The following is a 17570-nucleotide window of genomic DNA, read 5'->3' on the forward strand; positions in this document are numbered from 1 at the left end:
GGCGGCGGTTTTCTGCGACAATCCGCCCCCTGCATAAATAGACGACCCAAACGCACCTGATGACTGACCAAGCGCCTGCTATCGACCAACTGCTGAAAAACCTCGACCACGCCATGCTCGCCGACCGCCACCGCTTGCGGCGGCAGTTGCTCGAGCTGCGCAAGAAGCCCGATGAGGAGAAGCTGGCGCAGTGGGTCACGCGCATGCAGGCGTCCTGTGCCCAGGTCACGGCGCGGCGTGCCAGCCTGCCGGTGATTCGCTACGACGACAGCCTGCCGATTGCCGCCAAGCGCGATGAGATCAAGGAAGCATTGCTCAAGCATCAGGTGCTGATCATTGCGGGCGAAACTGGCTCGGGTAAAACCACCCAACTGCCGAAAATCTGCCTGGAAATCGGCCGCGGCCAACACGGCCTGATCGGTCATACCCAGCCGCGCCGGATTGCCGCGCGCAGTGTCGCCAGTCGCGTCGCCGAAGAGTTGGCCACGCCGCTGGGCGCGCTGGTCGGCTATCAGGTGCGCTTTGAAGACCAAAGCGACTCCAACACCCTGATCAAGCTGATGACCGATGGCATCCTGCTGGCCGAAACCCAGAACGATCGCTACCTCGAACGCTACGACACGATCATCGTCGACGAAGCCCACGAACGCAGCCTGAACATCGACTTCCTGCTCGGCTACCTGAAGACCCTGCTGCCGCGTCGTCCGGACCTGAAGGTGATCATCACCTCGGCAACCATCGACCTGGAGCGTTTCTCCAAGCACTTCGACGATGCGCCGATTGTCGAGGTTTCGGGCCGCACCTTTCCGGTGGACACCTGGTACCGTCCACTGACCCTGGAACAGGACGAAGAGGGCAACCGTGTCGAAGATGACTTGACCGTCGACCAGGCCATCCTCGCCACCCTCGATGAAATCGCCGCCTATGAGCGCAGCGAGCGGCGCAGCCCCGGCGATGTGCTGGTGTTTTTGCCCGGCGAGCGCGAGATTCGTGACGCCGCCGACATGCTGCGCAAGGCGCAGCTCAAGCACACTGAAATTCTGCCGCTGTACGCGCGCCTGTCGCCGGCCGAACAGCAGCGTATCTTCCAGTCCCATCCCGGACGACGTGTGGTGCTGGCGACCAACGTCGCCGAAACCTCGCTGACCGTGCCGGGCATCCGCTATGTGATCGACAGCGGCACCGCACGCATCAGCCGCTACAGCTACCGCGCCAAGGTGCAGCGCCTGCCGATCGAGGCGATTTCCCAGGCCAGCGCCAACCAGCGTAAAGGCCGTTGCGGGCGGGTTGAACCGGGGATCTGCATTCGCTTGTACAGCGAAGAAGACTTTATCGGGCGCCCGGAATTTACCGACCCGGAAATCCTGCGCACCAACCTGGCTGCCGTGATCCTGCAGATGCTGCACCTGCGCCTGGGTGAAATCACCGACTTCCCGTTTATCGAGCCGCCGGATGGCAAGGCGATCAGCGACGGTTTCAACCTGTTGCAGGAGCTCTCGGCCGTCGACCGCAACAGTCAGCTGACGCCGCTGGGGCGCCAATTGGCGCGCCTGCCGGTGGACCCGCGCATGGGCCGCATGCTGCTGGAAGCCGCCAAGCTCGGCAGCTTGCAGGAAGTACTCATCGTGGCCAGCGCCATGTCGATCCAGGACCCACGCGAGCGCCCACCGGAACGCCAGCAGGCCGCCGACCAGGCCCACGCACAATGGAAGGACCCGGATTCGGACTTCGCCGGGTTGGTCAACCTCTGGCGCGGCTTTGAAGAACAACGCCAGGAACTGACCGCCAGCCCGCTGCGCAACTGGTGCCGCAAGAACTTCCTCAACTATTTGCGCCTGCGCGAGTGGCGAGACTCCCATCGTCAGTTGAGCTTGATCTGTCGCGACATGCAGTTGACGGTCAATAAGGAACCGGCGGACTTCCCCAAACTGCACAAGGCGGTGCTGTCTGGCCTGCTCAGCCAGATCGGCCAGAAGACCGAAGACGGCGATTACCTCGGCGCGCGTCAGCGGCGCTTCTGGATTCATCCGTCGTCGGGCATCGGCAAGAAGCGCCCGCAATGGTTGATGACCGCCGAACTGGTGGAAACCACCAAGCTGTATGCGCGCATGGTGGCCAAGATCGATGCCGACTGGATCGAGCCATTGGCCGGGCACCTGATCAAGAAAAACCACTTCGAGCCCCATTGGGAGAAGAAGCGCGGCCAAGTCGTGGCGTTCGAGCAGATCACCTTGTTCGGGCTGATTGTGGTCGGTCGGCGGCCGGTGCATTACGGGCCCATCGACCCGGTGGTGTCCCGCGAGCTGTTTATCCGCGAGGGCCTGGTGCGCGGCGAGATTCAGTCCCGCGCCAAGTGCCTGGCGGCCAACCAGCAACTGCTGGAGCAGCTCGACGAACTGGAAGTCAAGGCGCGCCGTCGCGACATCCTGGCGGACGAAGAAACCCTCTACGCCTTCTACGATGCGCGCTTGCCGGCGGAGATCCACCAGACCGCCACCTTCGACAGCTGGTACAAGGTCAACAGCCAGAAAGACCCGCAATTGCTGATCATGCGCGAAGAAGACGTGCTGGCCCGCGAAGCCAGCGAAGTCACTGCCGCACATTACCCCGACACCCTGCACCTGGGCGACCTGGAACTGGCCCTGAGTTACCACTTCGAGCCCAACCATCCGCGCGACGGCGTGACCCTGCGGGTACCGGCGCCGCTGCTGCCGGCCTTGCCGCCGGAGCGTCTCGAATGGCTGGTGCCGGGGGTGATCGAAGCCAAGTGCATCGCGCTGGTGCGTAACCTGCCCAAGGCACTGCGCAAAAACTTCGTGCCGGTGCCGGATTTCGTCAAGGCCGCGCTGCAACGCATCGAATTTGGCCAGGGCTCGCTGCCCCAGGCATTGGGCCGCGAACTGCTGCGCATGACCGGCGCGCGGGTCAGTGATGAAGCCTGGGCCGAGGCCGCGCAGCAAGTCGACAGCCACTTGAGGATGAACCTGGAAGTGGTCGACGGCCAGGGCAAGTTCCTCGGCGAAGGCCGCGACCTGGCCGAGCTGACCGCGCGCTTTGCCGAAGCCAGCCAGGCCGCATTGGCCGTGCCGCAGACCGCGAAAAGCCAGCAACCGGTGCAAGCCAAGGCGTTCGCGGCGGTGGCCGAGAAGACCCAGCAGAAGATCGCCGGGCTGTCGATGACGGTGTACCCGGCGCTGGTGGAGGAGGGTGGCACGGTCAAGGAGGGGCGTTTCTCAACGGCCGCGGAGGCTGAATTCCAGCACCGCCGCGCGTTGCAACGCTTGCTGATGCAGCAACTGGCTGAACCGGCGAAATTCCTGCGCGGCAAGTTGCCCGGCCTGACCGAATTGGGCCTGATGTACCGCGAACTGGGGCGTATCGATGCCTTGGTGGAAGACATCCTGCTGGCCAGCCTCGACAGTTGCGTGCTGGACGGCGAAGCCAGCCTGCCGCGCGACGGTGCCGGCCTGGCGGCCTTGGCCGAACGTAAGCGTGGCAGCTGGACCGAGCACGCCGAACGCCTGGCGCGCTTGACCCTGGAGGTGCTGAAGCTCTGGCACGGCCTGCAAAAGCGCTTCAAAGGCAAGATCGACCTGGCCCAGGCGGTGGCCTTGAACGATATCAAGCAACAGTTGAGCAATCTGGTCTATCCCGGTTTTGTGCGGGAAACCCCGGCGCAATGGTTCAAGGAGCTGCCGCGTTTCCTCAAGGCCATCGAGCTGCGCCTGGAGAAGCTGCCGAGCCAGGTGCAAAAGGACCGGGTGTGGAGCACCGAGCTGGGCGGCCTTTGGGCGCAGTACCAGAACCGCCTGAACAAACATGCCCAGGAAGGCAAGCGCGACCCTCAGTTGGAACTCTATCGCTGGTGGTTGGAGGAGTATCGCGTGTCGTTGTTTGCCCAGCAGTTGGGCACCAAGGTACCGATTTCCGACAAGCGCCTGAGCAAGCAGTGGAGCCAGGTAGAACCCTGAAGCCTCTCCCTGCCTCCAGGACTGGGCAGGTCCAAATGTGGGAGGGGGCTTGCCCCCGATAGCGGTGTATCAGTCACAGAATCTTTGCCTGACACACCGCTATCGGGGCAAGCCCCCTCCCACATTAGAAATCGGTGCGCTTTGAACAGTGGCATATGGCGCCAAATCCCTGGGTTTGTGGCAAACTTCGCGGTTATAAATGCCGGGATCGTCGTGATGGGCTGGTGCGCAGCCGCGGCGCGATGGAATAAAGCGTTGCCAGTTTGGTGCCCGCGGTGGGGAATCGGACTACTTACAGTTTGGTACGACGGTACCAATATCTTCTGCCTGACAGATTTAGAGGAACGACCGTGCATAACGTCGTCATCAGCGGCACTGGCTTGTACACCCCGGCCAACAGCATCTCCAACGAAGAGCTGGTGCAGTCTTTCAATACCTACGTGCAGCAGTTCAACAGCGACAACGCCGCTGCCATCGAGCGCGGCGAGGTGCAGGCGCTGACCGAGTCCAGCGCAGCCTTTATCGAGAAGGCCTCCGGTATCAAAAGCCGCTTTGTCATGGACAAGGACGGCATTCTCGACCCGCAACGCATGGCCCCGCGCCTGCCCGAGCGCAGCAACGATGAATGGTCGGTCCTGTGCCAGATGGCTATTGGTGCCGCCGAGCAAGCCCTGCAGCGCGCCGGCAAGACCGCCGCCGATATCGACGGCGTGATCGTTGCCTGTTCCAACCTGCAGCGTGCGTACCCCGCCATCGCCATTGAAGTCCAGGAAGCCCTGGGCATCGAGGGGTTTGGTTTCGATATGAACGTGGCGTGTTCCTCGGCCACCTTCGGCATCCAGAATGCCGCCAACAGCATCCAGCTGGGCCAGGCCCGGGCGATCCTGATGGTCAACCCCGAAGTTTGCACCGGCCACTTGAACTTCCGTGACCGCGACAGCCATTTCATCTTCGGTGACGCCGCCACGGCCGTGATCCTGGAGCGCGCCGACCTGGCAACTTCCGAGCACCAGTTCGAGGTGGTGAGCACCAAGCTGTTGACCAAGTTCTCCAATAACATCCGCAACAACTTCGGCTTCCTCAACCGTGCGGCGGAAGAGGGCATCGGAGCGCCCGACAAGCTGTTCGTGCAGGAAGGCCGCAAAGTCTTCCGCGATGTCTGCCCGATGGTCGCCGAGCTGATCGGTGTGCACCTGGAAGAGAACCAGCTGAATGTGGCCGATGTGAAGCGCTTCTGGCTGCACCAGGCCAACCTGAGCATGAACCACCTGATCGTGAAGAAACTGCTGGGCCGCGAAGCCACGGTGGAAGAAGCACCGGTGATCCTCGACACTTACGCCAATACCAGTTCGGCAGGTTCGGTGATTGCGTTCCACACCTACCAGGACGACTTGCCCAAGGGCGCCGTGGCGGTGCTCAGCTCGTTCGGCGCCGGGTACTCCATTGGTAGCGTGATCCTGCGCAAACGCTGATCTACCGGTCGGTCACGATCCAATGTGGGAGCTGGCTTGCCTGCGATTGCATCACTGCGGTGCCAGCATCGCAGGCAAGCCAGCTCACACGGGAATCGGGTTTTCCACGGTGGAATCGAGGTAGACGATGGCGGCAGCGGACGATGCGCACCTGCTTGAACGCTTGCTCAAGGGCGAGCAGCGGGCCTACAAGGAATTGGTCACCCAATACCAGAGCGCCATGCGCGCGGTGGCCTATGCCATCGTCGGTCAGCGCCATGCCGATGAAATCGTGCAGGACGCCTGGCTGGCGGTCGTGCGCAACCTGCCCAAGTTCGAAGGACGCTCCAGTCTCAAGACCTGGCTGCTGACCATCACTGCCAACGCCGCCAAGAGCCGTTACAAACAGAATCGCCGGGAAGTGCTGCTCGACGATTTGCCCTCGCCCCATGGGACGATCGGTGATGAGCGTTTCTCGCCCGAAGATGGCCACTGGGCCGTCGCCCCCTATGCCTGGCACCAGGACACGCCGGAAGCCCTGCTGACCGAGGAAGAGCTGCGCAAGTGCCTGGAGCATACGTTGCTGAGTCTGTCTGAGTTGCAAGGCAGCGTGTTGGTGTTGCGCGAACGCCAGGGCCTGGAACTGGAAGAGATCTGTAATCTTCTGACGCTGTCGCTCTCCAACGTTCGTGTGCTGCTGCATCGAGCGCGGCTTAAAGTCTTCGCCACGGTGGAGCATTTTGAGGAAACGGGCGAATGTTGACCTGTAAAGAGCAAGTGGCACGTTCCAGTGACTATCTCGATGGGCAATTGACCTTTCGCGAGCGCCTGCTGGTGCGTCATCACTTGATGTTTTGCCCGAACTGTCGGCGGTTTATCCGCCAGATGCGCCTGATGCAGGCGACGTTGCGGATCTTGCCGCAGCCGCCGGTCGACGATGCGGATGCCTTGGCACAGCGGCTGGCTGCCGAGCGGCTCAAGGATCAGGAGTAGCGGGGAAGCAAAAGCAGGCTCGCATGGGTGAGTCGAACGGATGATGGGGACCGATTCACCCACGCAAGGCTGTTACAGCCACCTCGGGCCGTCCTGGCCCAAGGCTTGTCACACGGGTATTCAGAACTTGGCTTCAGCATCCAACTGCAGGGTGTTGGTGTTGGCGTCGCGCTGAGTGCGGCTGGCGTAGTCAGCCTTGGTCAGGAAGTACGTGGCGCCGACGGCGAAGTTTTTGTCGATGTCGTAGCTGACCTTCATCTTGTGGCCGCGCGAACCGGTGGTGCCGTTGCCGAAGTCCGAATCGGTGAAGGCGCCTACAACAGCGTTACGTTGCGTATCGCGGTAGTTGTAGTCCAGGTTGAAGCCGAACACCTTGGACTTGGCACCCAGCAACCACGCAGTGTCCTGGTCGTTGGAGGCGTCGTTGTTCTTCACGTACTGGCCGTAGAACGCCAGTGGCACGGCCAGGCCGCCGATGTCTGCCTGGGCAAACCCTTCGTACAGGCGGAATTGTTCGTTTGGCGAGTTGCCGTTGACCGCCAGTGCGCAAGGTGTGCTGGTGGTGGTACAGGCGCTGTTTTCGTCGTTCTGGTAGGCGTAGATGCTGCCGCCCAGGGTCATTTTCAGGTTGTCGGTCACCGAGAAGCGTGTACCCAACTGGCCGGAAGTCAGGCGCAGGTCGTGGCGAAATTGCACGCCGTCGCCGTCGACGTTGTCCTTGAGGTTGTAGTTACCGATGCTGCCGAACAGCTCGGCGCTGCTACCCAGTGGGTATTTGTAGGTCAATGCCAGGCCTTCCGGGTTGATATCGCTATCCCAGATCACGTCGCCCATGTTCACCCAAGGCTGGAGCATTTTGCCGCCGATCACGTGCAGGTTCTTGATCTGCTCGGGGTGGTAGTCGATGTAGCCAAGGTCCAGCCAGATCGACTTCTTGTCGAAGTAGTTATCCTGGTCCTGGTTGGTGGACCGCGCGTCGTCGCTGCTGCCCGTGGCGATACGGATGCCGGTGTCGACCTGGGAGTTGATCTCGGTGTAGGCGCCCAGGCGGGCACGAATGCGCTGACGGTCCTTGTCACGGCCACCGTTGTTGGATTCGCCCTGGATCTTCACGGTCTCCTGGCGGAAACGTACGTCACCCTTGAACTGCGTCTTCGCGGCCCATGCCAGCTTCTGATCGAAGACGCTGAGGTCGTTGGTTTTTTTCGCGGTGGCCGCGATCTGTTCGTTGGTCTCTTGTTGAGCTTGCTGAGCGATCTGCTTTTCTTTCTGATCCTTGGCCAGTTCAGCTTGCAGTTCGGTGTACTGCGCTGCGGTGATCTGGCCGTTGGCCTTGAGCATGTCGAGCAATTTAGCGTCGACTGCGGCGCTGGCAGGAACGCTCAGGGCCAGTAACAGGCCACCGCACAGGACCGCCGCAGTTTTAGTGGAAGCAAGACGCATATCAATCTCCGAAAGTGAGGAGGGATGGCAAACCATCCAGGACACAACCGACCGAGGACGGACGGAAAAAATAGCCGCCCGGTAGAACCAGGCGCTCTAAAAACAGGCGTCAGTATCGCGATGGTTTATGACGGCGCAGTGGCGAAGTAATGTCATCTACATGACAAATTATTTAAGAAGGAACTATTGGCATGCGGCCTTGTCCGGCGATTTGAGGGTGTACTGGGTCCGGCGATAAGCGATACTCGCCAGGCTTTCACGCCCTGAAGTAGTGAGGATGCCGATGCCGTTGCAACGCCTGCCAAGCCTGTCCGAAACCGCCCCTCAGACCTGGGATGCCCTGGTGCCGCACGCCCAACCGTTCGTGCGTCATGCGTTCCTGAGTGCGCTGGAGGACAGCGGTAGCGTCGGCCCCCATTCCGGCTGGCAACCGGAGCATCTGTTGCACTGGGAGGGCGATCGGCTGGTCGCGGCGTTACCCGGCTATCGCAAATGGCACTCCTACGGCGAGTACGTGTTCGATCACGGCTGGGCGGATGCCTGTGAGCGTGCCGGTATCGACTATTACCCCAAGCTGCTGACGGCCGTACCCTTCAGTCCGGTCAGCGGACCGCGCGTGTTGGCGGCCAATGCCGCCGACGCTTTTGAACTGCTCCAAAGCCTGCCGGGCTACCTGGAAATCGAGGGGCTCTCCGGCGCCCATATCAATTTCACCGATGCGTTGGCCGATGACGCCCTGGCCCAGCAGCCGGGCTGGATGCAGCGCCTGGGTTGTCAGTTTCACTGGCAGAACCGTGGCTATCGCGACTTTCAGGACTTTCTCGATGCCCTGAGTTCACGCAAGCGCAAACAGATGCGCAAGGAGCGCGAACAGGTGGCGGGGCAGGGCATTGAATTTGAGTGGCTACAAGGCCATGAACTGAGCGAAGCGCAATGGGATTTTGTCTATGCCTGCTACGCCAACACCTACGCCGTCAGACGCCAATCGCCCTACCTGACCCGCGCGTTTTTCAGCCTGCTCGCCGAGCGCATGCCCGAAGCTATCCGCGTGGTGCTGGCCAAGCAAGGCGCCCGCCCGGTGGCCATGGCGTTCAGCCTGGTCGGTGGCGACAGTTTCTACGGCCGCTACTGGGGCTGCCTGGCGGAGTTTGACCGCCTGCATTTCGAAACCTGTTTCTACCAGGGCATGGACTATGCCATCGCCCACGGCCTGCAACGTTTCGACGCCGGCGCCCAGGGCGAGCACAAGTTGATTCGCGGGTTTGAGCCGGTGATTACCCGGTCATGGCATTACTTGCGTCATCCGGGGTTGAAAAAAGCCGTTGAGGATTTCCTGGCGCGCGAGCGGGTGGGGATCCTGGCGTATGCCGAAGAGGCGAGGGCAGCCCTGCCTTACCGGCAGGGCTGAACCCGCGCGGCCTCAGGCCGGCTCCTCCTTGCCCAGCCATCGATAGGTAAAACCGCCGACCACCGCGCCGAGAATCGGCGCGAGCCAGAACATCCACAACTGCTGGATCGCCCACCCGCCCACGATCAGCGCCGGGCCCGTACTGCGGGCCGGGTTGACCGAGGTGTTGGTCACGGGGATGGAGATCAGGTGGATCAAGGTCAGGGCCAGGCCGATGGCGATCGGTGCGAGGCCCTTCGGGGCACGAGGGTCGGTGGCGCCAAGGATGATCAGCACGAACATCGTCGTCATCACTAACTCACAGACAAACCCCGCAGCCAATGAGTAGCCCCCCGGCGAATGTTCGGCATAGCCGTTGGAGGCCAGGCCCGACGCCAGTTCAAACCCTGGCTTGCCGCTGGCGATGAAGTACAGCAGCGCTGCGGCGACCGTGCCGCCAATTACCTGGGCCACGATGTAGGCCGGTAATTCCCTGGCCGGAAACCGCCCGCCCACCACCAGCCCCACCGATACCGCCGGGTTCAGGTGACAACCGCTGATGTGTCCGATGGCGACGGCCATGGTCAGCACCGTGAGCCCGAACGCCAGGGCTACACCCAACAACCCGATGCCGACGGCGGGAAACGCCGCGGCCAACACCGCACTCCCGCAACCGCCCAACACCAGCCAAAACGTGCCCAACCCTTCTGTGACTGAACGCTTGAACAAAGACATGCAACCCGTCCTTGATAGATCGCTCTACCGAATCAGTAAATCAGTGATGCTCCCTGCGGATTTACTTCAGCGCCCGCCTGGGCACTGCACTGAGTACAGCACGGTTCCGGCACAAATCCAGGGTACTCATGGGGGAGGGAGCAAGCTCCCTCCCTCTCACATTTTGAGTTGCGTAGGCCCGGCAGTTTTCAATCGATACCGACAAACCCGCCAGTCTGGTGTTGCCACAACCGCGCATACAGCCCGCCATGGGCCAGCAGCTCGGCATGGCTGCCGCTCTCGGCGATCTGGCCCTTCTCCAGCACCACCAGGCGATCCATGCGTGCGATGGTCGACAATCGGTGCGCAATCGCAATCACCGTCTTGCCTTGCATCAGGGTCTCCAGGCTTTCCTGGATGGCGGCTTCCACTTCCGAGTCCAGCGCCGACGTGGCTTCGTCCATGATCAGGATCGGCGCGTCCTTGAGCAGTACGCGGGCGATGGCAATCCGTTGCCGCTGGCCGCCGGAGAGTTTGACCCCGCGCTCACCCACGTGTGCATCCAGCCCGGTACGTCCTTCGGCATCCGACAGCAGCGGGATGAACTCATCGGCGCGCGCCTTGTGCACGGCGGCCCAGAGTTCTTCATCGGTCGCATCCGGTTTGCCATACAGCAGGTTGTCGCGGATCGAGCGGTGCAGCAGCGAGGTGTCCTGGGTGATCATGCCGATCTGTTCGCGCAGGGATTCCTGGGCAACCTCGGCGATGTCCTGGCCGTCGATCAGGATGCGCCCGCCCTGCAGGTCGTAGAGGCGCAGCAGCAGGTTGACCAGGGTCGATTTGCCCGCGCCGGACGGGCCGATCAGGCCGATTTTTTCCCCGGCCTTGATGGTCAGGTTCAGGCCGCCAATGATCCCGCTCTTCTTGCCATAGTGAAAATCCACCTGCTCGAAGCGCACTTCCCCATGGGGGACGCTCAGGCGCGGGGCGTTTTCGCGGTCGATTACCGCCAGTGGCTGGGCGATGGTTTTCAAGCCGTCCTGCACCATGCCGATGTTTTCGAAGATGCCGTTGACCACCCACATGATCCAGCCGGACATGTTGACGATACGAATCACTAGGCCGGTCGCCAGGGCAATCGCGCCTACGGAAATCAGCGAGTGGGTCCACAACCACAGGGCCAGGCCAGTGGTGGTGACGATCAGCAGGCCGTTCATGGTGGTGATCACCACGTCCATGCTGGTCACCACGCGGCTGGCCAGTTGGGTTTTTTCGGTCTGCTCGATGAGCGCTTCCTTGGCGTATTGCTGCTCGTAATGGGTGTGAGCAAACAGCTTCAAGGTGGTGATGTTGGTGTAGCCGTCGACAATCCGGCCCATCAATTTGGAGCGCGCCTCGGAGGAAATCACCGAGCGCTCTTTCACCCTGGGCACGAAGTAGCGCAGCGCCAGGCTGTAGCAGACGATCCAGGTCACCAGCGGGATCATCAGGCGCCAGTCGGCTTCGGCAAACAACACCAGCGAGCTGATCGCATATATCGCCACGTGCCAGATCGCATCCACCGCCGCGACAGCGGAGTCGCGCAGGGAGTTGCCGGTCTGCATGATGCGCTGGGCAATACGCCCGGCGAAGTCGTTCTGGAAGAAATTCAGGCTCTGCTTGAGCACGTAGCTGTGGTTCTGCCAGCGGATCAGGCTGGTCATGCCGGGGCTGATGGTCTGGTGCACCAGCAGGTCATGCAGGGCGCCGAAGATCGGGCGCAGCAGCAGGGCCACCACAGCCATCCAGATCAGTTCGGTGCTATGCAACTGGAAGAAGTTCGCCGGGGGCGTCCCCTGGGCCAGGTCGATAATGCGGCTCAGGTAGCTGAACAGCGCGACCTCGATCAGCGCACCGATCAGGCCCACCACCAGCAGCGCGGCAAAACTCGGCCACACCTGGCGCAGGTAATAGAGATAGAAGGGCAGGACTTTATCGGGAGGGGCCGCGCTGGGGGCTTCGCGGAAGATGTCGATCAGTTGTTCAAAACGACGATAGAGCATTAGGGTTGACGCCCGCCTGGCGGGCTCTCCTGTTCAAATGCGTGCGGTGCCTGGTGGGCGCCGCACGGAACTACCTGCAGACCTCAGTCGATGCGCTTGGCCGACTTGATCAGGACAGGATCGATAGGCACGTTCTGCATGCCTTGCTTGGTGGTGGTCTGCGAGTTGACGATGATGTCGACCACGTCCATGCCCTTGACTACCTTGGCGAACACGGCATAACCGGCGTCGCGACCTGGATCGAGGAAGGCATTGTCGGCGACGTTGATGAAGAATTGGCTGGTGGCCGAGTTCGGATCGTTGGTGCGCGCCATGGACAAGGTGCCACGTACGTTGTGCAAGCCATTGCTGGCTTCGTTCTTGATCGGCGCTTCGGTCGGTTTTTGCGACATCTGCTGGGTGAACCCGCCGCCCTGGACCATGAAGCCCGGGATCACGCGGTGGAAAATCGTGTTGGTGTAGAAGCCCTTGTCGACGTAGGCCAGGAAGTTTTTGGTACTGATCGGCGCCTTGACCGGGTCCAGTTCGATTTCAATGTCGCCATTGGTGGTGGTGATCAGTACGTGCGGCGCCTTGGCAGGCTCGGCCGCCATCAGGTTGGCAGCGAACAATACGGAACCGGCGAAGAAGGCGATTTTTTTCAGCATGGGTCAGTGATCCTGGGTAGTGGTTTCGACTGTCTTTAGAAAATCGAGCAACGTAGCGTTAAAGACTTCGGGTTGGTCCAAGGGCGTGGCATGGCGGGAATCCTCGATCACCACCAGCCGCGCATCGGGCAGCAGTTTTACATAGATTTCTTTCTGCGCCACGGGGGTGTAGTCGTGGTCGGCGCTGATGACCAGGGTTGGACAGGTAATCCTCGAAAGTCGTTCCTGTACGCCCCAGCCCACAATCGCGTCGAAGCTGGCGAGATAAGCACGTTTGTCGTTTTTTGCCCAGCGTTCGGCCATCTTGCGGCGCAGGTCGGCCTGGTGCGGTTTGGGGAACAGCCGGTCGCCGAGAGCCTTGCCGATCGTGGCCAGGCTGAGCACGCGCGCGAGGGTCCAGCGCTTGGCCCACTGCCAGTAATCATCGGCACTGCGAACCTTGACCTCGGGCGCGCTGTTGACGATGCACAGGCTCTTGACCAGGCCGGGCTCGTCCACCGCCAGCTGGAAGGCGATCATCCCCCCCATGGACAAGCCCACCACATGGGCGGGCGGCAGGTCCAGGTGTTCGATCAGGGCGAGCAGGTCGAAGGTAAAGCCCTGGATACTGTAGCGCTCTCGAGGTTTGTCGGAGCGCCCATGGCCGCGTACATCCACCACGATCAAGCGGTAATGCCTGGCCAGCACCGGGATCTGCAGCTCCCAATCCTGGCTGCTGGAGCCCAGGCCATGGATGAGGATCAGCGGCGTGCCGTGACCGTATTCCTCGTAATGCAGGTTGCAGCCTTCGTGGTCGAACCAGGCCATGCTTGAACTCCGTTTCAGGCTTGCTGCGGGGCGGCGAAAGGGGCGTCCAAGGGGGCCGTGTCGAACGTGCGCAGCAGCTCCACCAGGATCTGCGTGGCTGGGCCCAAGGGTTTGTCCTTGTTTGAATACAGGTAGAACGTCGGATGGCGGCTGCCGCCCTGTTCCAAGGGTAGCTGCTTGAGCACGCCTTCGGCGAGTTCGCGTTCGATCATGTGCCGGGGCAGCCAGGCAAAGCCCAGGCCGCTGCCGACAAAGGCGGCGGCGGTGGCCAGGCTGCCGACGGTCCAGCGCTGCTCGGCGCCAAGCCAGCCCACATCGCGCGGCTGCTGGCGACCTGAATCGCGGATCACCACCTGCATCTGGCTTTCCAGGTCCTGGAAGCTCAACTCGCGGTTCATGCGGTGCAAGGCATGCTCGGGATGGGCCACGGCGATGAACTCCACATCGCTCATTTCCGTGCCCAGGTAGCCGGGAATGCTGAAACTGCTGATCGCCAGGTCGGCCACGCCTTCCATCAACAGCTCTTCGACGCCCGACAGCACCTCTTCACGCAAGCGCACGCGACAACCGCGGCTTTGCGGCATAAAGGCCGTCAAGGCACGCACCAGGCGCGCATTCGGGTAGGCGGCATCGACCACCAGGCGCACTTCGGCCTCCCAGCCCTGTTCCATATGGTGGGCCAGGTCTTCCAGTTGACTGGCGTTTTTCACCAGTTGCCGGGAGCGGCGCAACAGCACTTCACCGGCCTCGGTCAGCACCGCCTTGCGCCCGTCGATGCGCAACATCGGAACGCCGAGTTGGTCTTGCATGCGGGCCACGGTGTAGCTCACCGAGGACTGCGAACGGTGCAGCGCTTCAGCCGCCTGGGCGAAGCCGCCATGGTCGACCACGGCTTGCAGCGTGCGCCATTGATCAAGGGTAACGCGGGGCGCTTTCAAGATGAGCTCCTCTTGTCCTAAGCTGGCGGTCCTTATTGGAGACTGCCGAATGAGAAAATTCTGTTGTGTGTTGCTGGCGCTGTTGCCGATGAGTGCCTTTGCCTACCCCATCGACGTGACTAAAAAAATCGACGGCGTGAGCATCGATTACACCGCCTCCGATGTGGACGGCGACATCAGCTCGATTCAATTGAATAACTACGGCACGAAGGACGCCGTGTGTTCGGTCACGTTTACCAACGGTCCGGAATCACCCCGTCGACGCACGGTCACGGTACCGGCGGGTAAAAGCACCAACACCACCGTCAAGTTCAACCGCGCGATCATCAAAATGCGGATCGCCCTGGCCTGCGCCCCGAAATAAAGCAGCAGCGGAGCGTCCCGACAGGAATACTCCGCTTATAAACAAATTTCTAGATGGTTTATAGCAGTTTTTTGCGCTTTTTTATCGAATTGGCTCTGTCTACTCTTCACTCCATCGCCTTACAGCAAATGCAGATGGAGCCTACGAAGCCATGTCCAATGTTCTGATCATCGAAAGCAGCGCCCGCCAACAGGATTCGATTTCCCGGCAACTGACCCAACAGTTCATCAGCCAATGGCAGGCCACCCATCCGGCAGATCAGATCACGGTGCGTGACGTCGCCCTTGACCCGGTCCCGCACCTGGACGCCAACCTGCTCGGCGGTTGGATGAAACCTGCCGACCAGCGCAACCCCAGCGAACAGGCCTCCCTCGACCGTTCCAACGAATTGACCGATGAATTGCTCGCCGCCGACGTGCTGGTGATGGCGGCACCGATGTACAACTTTGCCATCCCCAGCACCCTCAAAGCATGGCTGGACCACGTGTTGCGTGCGGGTGTGACCTTCAAGTACACCGCCACGGGGCCCCAAGGCCTGCTCACCGGTAAACGCGCCGTCGTGTTGACCGCTCGCGGCGGTATCCATGCCGGCGCCAGCTCCGATCACCAGGAACCCTACCTGCGCCAGGTCATGGCTTTTATCGGGATCCATGACGTCACCTTCATTCATGCCGAAGGCGTGAACCTGAGCAGTGACTTCCAGGAAAAGGGCATCAACCACGCCAAGGCGCTGCTGGCGCAGGTGGCTTGATCCTTTAATCGCCAGATAATCGCGCGGTGTTTATATCGCTCCACGCAAACCCTTCAAGTACGCGTAAGAACCTCCCTTTGCACTTGTTGCTCCTGAGTGCTCCTGCCCGACTGACGCTATAGCGAGGTCGGGTTTTTTTTGCCCCGAGTTTCGTCAAACGCCGAAAACCTTTAATGTCCCGCCCATTCGAAATGAGGCGCGCATGGGCTATCTACTGGTTGTCACCCTGATTCAGGCATTTTCCTTCAGCTTGATCGGCGAATACCTCGCCGGTCATGTCGACAGCTACTTCGCGGTGCTGGTGCGTGTGCTGCTGGCCGGGCTGGTCTTTATCCCGTTGACCCGCTGGCGCTCGGTAGAACCGGCCTTCATGCGCGGCATGCTGGTGATTGGCGCGCTGCAGTTTGGCGTGACCTACGTGTGCCTGTACCTGAGCTTTCGTGTGCTCACGGTGCCGGAGGTGCTGCTATTCACCATCCTCACCCCGTTGCATGTGACCCTGATCGAAGACGCGCTCAACCGCCGCTTCAATCCCTGGGCGCTGATCGCCGCCTTGGTGGCGGTGACGGGAGCGGCGGTGATCCGTTTCGACCAGATCACCCCGCACTTCCTCATGGGCTTCCTGTTGCTGCAACTGGCCAACTTCACCTACGCCGCCGGGCAGGTCATGTACAAGCACCTGGTGGCGCGCTACCCCAGCGACCTGCCGCACTATCGACGCTTCGGTTACTTCTACCTGGGCGCGTTGTTGGTGGTGCTGCCGGCGTTCCTGTTGTTCGGCAAAGCCAACTTCCTGCCGGAAGCGCCATTGCAATGGTGCGTGCTGGTGTTCCTCGGATTGGTCAGTACCGCCTTGGGCATGTATTGGTGGAACAAGGGGGCCTGCCTGGTCAACGGCGGCACCTTGGCGGTGATGAACAATTTGCATGTGCCGGTGGGGCTGCTGCTGAACCTGCTGATCTGGAACCAGCACGAGCCGCTGGGGCGGTTGGCGCTGGGTGGCCTGGTGATTCTGGGGGCGGTGTGGATCAGTCGGTTGGGGGCATGCAAGGAGCCAGTGCTGCGCTGACCCGCCCAGGGGAGCGGGCTGTTGTGGAGAGCCGCAATGCCAGTCAGTTAAGGAGGAACTGTGGCGAGCAGGCTTGTTGTGGCGAGCGGGGCAAGCCCGCTCGCCACAGGGGGCAGTTTGCTGCGCGGCAGCGCTAAGTCAGAAACTCCCGCGGAAGACGCGGTGTTAACCCGAATGCTGTTCGATGGCGGGTAGATGACTGGCCCCCAACACCGCCGGCAACACCCCGGCACGCAAGTCATTCCCGCTGGGTTGTTGATAGAGACTCAACCCAAATTCCGGCAGCACCGCCAGCAAGTAATCGAAGATATCCCCCTGGATCCGCTCGTAATCCGCCCACGCGGTGGTGCGGGTGAAGCAGTAGATTTCCAACGGCACACCCTGGGCGGTGGTTTGCATCTGGCGCACCATGCAGGTCATGTTCGGTTGGATGTCCGGGTGGCTTTTCAGGTAGGCCAGGGCGTATGCGCGGAAGGTGCCGAGGTTGGTCATGCGGCGACGGTTGGCCGACAGTTGCGCGCTGTGGCCCTGGGCTTCGTTCCAGGCCTTGAGTTCGGCCTGCTTGCGGCTGATGTAGTCGGTGAGCAGATGCACCTGGGTCATGCGCGTTTCTTCATCATCACGCAGGAACCGCACACCGCTGGCATCGATGTACAGGCTGCGCTTGATGCGTCGCCCACCCGACGCCTGCATGCCGCGCCAGTTCTTGAACGACTCGGACATCAGGCGCCAGGTGGGGATGGAGACGATGGTTTTGTCGAAGTCATTCACGTGTGAGCTAAAGCTCTGAATGGACACCATAAGTCTATGCAAATCAGTAGCTTGAGATTTTCTGTCCATTGTCCATTTTTTCCAAAATCGATAGACAGCCCGTTACCCCACAACGCCCACAGCCCATAAGCTTTCCTCCTGCCAGAGCCTCACACGACTCTCCTAGGCAGCCACACTTGCCTGTCGGGTTACCCATCAAGGCGCAATAACGATAGTATTGTG

At 61.3% G+C, this 17570-nt stretch carries 14 protein-coding genes and 1 pseudogene; 8 read left to right on the plus strand and 7 right to left on the minus strand.

Going from position 1 to position 17570, the window contains the following annotated elements:
• Window positions 1-59 precede the first annotated feature (59 nt).
• The 4 genes from hrpA to A7317_RS21730 all read left to right on the plus strand — a co-directional run bounded on the left by hrpA (window position 60) and on the right by A7317_RS21730 (window position 6415).
• Window positions 60-3971, plus strand: coding sequence for an ATP-dependent RNA helicase HrpA (gene hrpA, locus A7317_RS21715; RefSeq protein ID WP_069076802.1), 3912 nt, complete (start codon window positions 60-62; stop codon window positions 3969-3971).
• Between the two features lie 350 nt (window positions 3972-4321).
• Window positions 4322-5443 (plus strand): beta-ketoacyl-ACP synthase III, encoded by a 1122-nt coding sequence (locus A7317_RS21720; protein ID WP_024076815.1) that lies wholly within the window; start codon window positions 4322-4324, stop codon window positions 5441-5443.
• A gap of 127 nt (window positions 5444-5570) precedes the next feature.
• On the plus strand, window positions 5571-6185 hold the full coding sequence (locus A7317_RS21725; protein ID WP_069076803.1) for an RNA polymerase sigma factor: 615 nt from the start codon (window positions 5571-5573) through the stop codon (window positions 6183-6185).
• Window positions 6179-6415 (plus strand): anti-sigma factor family protein, encoded by a 237-nt coding sequence (locus A7317_RS21730; protein ID WP_024076813.1) that lies wholly within the window; start codon window positions 6179-6181, stop codon window positions 6413-6415. Before A7317_RS21725 ends, A7317_RS21730 begins: the two co-directional genes overlap by 7 nt.
• A gap of 120 nt (window positions 6416-6535) precedes the next feature.
• On the opposite strand, the gene A7317_RS21735 is transcribed toward A7317_RS21730, so the two are convergent.
• Window positions 6536-7858, minus strand: coding sequence for a putative porin (locus A7317_RS21735; RefSeq protein ID WP_024076812.1), 1323 nt, complete (start codon window positions 7856-7858; stop codon window positions 6536-6538).
• A 283-nt stretch (window positions 7859-8141) separates the two neighbouring features.
• On the opposite strand from A7317_RS21735, the gene A7317_RS21740 reads away from it, so the two are divergent.
• A complete protein-coding gene (locus tag A7317_RS21740; protein WP_024076811.1) occupies window positions 8142-9266 on the plus strand; it encodes a GNAT family N-acetyltransferase in 1125 nt (374 codons plus the stop codon).
• A gap of 12 nt (window positions 9267-9278) precedes the next feature.
• Here the strand turns inward: A7317_RS21740 and aqpZ are convergent, their stop codons facing one another.
• The 5 genes from aqpZ to A7317_RS21765 form a co-directional block, all read right to left on the minus strand.
• Window positions 9279-9980: an aquaporin Z gene (gene aqpZ / locus A7317_RS21745; RefSeq protein WP_024076810.1), complete on the minus strand. Its 702-nt coding sequence runs from the start codon at window positions 9978-9980 to the stop codon at window positions 9279-9281.
• Window positions 9981-10168: 188 nt separating this feature from the next.
• Window positions 10169-12001, minus strand: coding sequence for an ABC transporter ATP-binding protein (locus A7317_RS21750; RefSeq protein ID WP_024076809.1), 1833 nt, complete (start codon window positions 11999-12001; stop codon window positions 10169-10171).
• Between the two features lie 83 nt (window positions 12002-12084).
• Window positions 12085-12648: a peptidylprolyl isomerase A gene (locus tag A7317_RS21755; RefSeq protein WP_003210708.1), complete on the minus strand. Its 564-nt coding sequence runs from the start codon at window positions 12646-12648 to the stop codon at window positions 12085-12087.
• A gap of 3 nt (window positions 12649-12651) precedes the next feature.
• Complete coding sequence (locus A7317_RS21760; protein ID WP_069076804.1) at window positions 12652-13455, minus strand: alpha/beta fold hydrolase; 804 nt, start codon at window positions 13453-13455, stop codon at window positions 12652-12654.
• Window positions 13456-13469: 14 nt separating this feature from the next.
• Window positions 13470-14393 carry a LysR family transcriptional regulator gene (locus tag A7317_RS21765; RefSeq protein ID WP_024076807.1) on the minus strand — a complete coding sequence of 308 codons (924 nt, stop codon included), beginning with the start codon at window positions 14391-14393 and terminating at the stop codon, window positions 13470-13472.
• Between the two features lie 49 nt (window positions 14394-14442).
• On the opposite strand from A7317_RS21765, the gene A7317_RS21770 reads away from it, so the two are divergent.
• The 3 genes from A7317_RS21770 to A7317_RS21780 all read left to right on the plus strand — a co-directional run bounded on the left by A7317_RS21770 (window position 14443) and on the right by A7317_RS21780 (window position 16577).
• Window positions 14443-14757: a 3-phosphoglycerate kinase gene (locus A7317_RS21770; protein WP_024076806.1), complete on the plus strand. Its 315-nt coding sequence runs from the start codon at window positions 14443-14445 to the stop codon at window positions 14755-14757.
• A 151-nt stretch (window positions 14758-14908) separates the two neighbouring features.
• Window positions 14909-15508: an FMN-dependent NADH-azoreductase gene (locus A7317_RS21775; RefSeq protein ID WP_069076805.1), complete on the plus strand. Its 600-nt coding sequence runs from the start codon at window positions 14909-14911 to the stop codon at window positions 15506-15508.
• A gap of 202 nt (window positions 15509-15710) precedes the next feature.
• Window positions 15711-16577, plus strand: coding sequence for a carboxylate/amino acid/amine transporter (locus A7317_RS21780; protein ID WP_069076806.1), 867 nt, complete (start codon window positions 15711-15713; stop codon window positions 16575-16577).
• A gap of 165 nt (window positions 16578-16742) precedes the next feature.
• Here A7317_RS21780 and A7317_RS21785 read toward each other — a convergent pair.
• Window positions 16743-17348 (minus strand): annotated as a pseudogene (locus A7317_RS21785) (mechanosensitive ion channel family protein); the annotation flags it as partial.
• Window positions 17349-17570 lie beyond the last annotated feature (222 nt).

Source organism: Pseudomonas fluorescens (assembly GCF_001708445.1).
Lineage (GTDB): Bacteria > Pseudomonadota > Gammaproteobacteria > Pseudomonadales > Pseudomonadaceae > Aquipseudomonas > Aquipseudomonas gorinensis.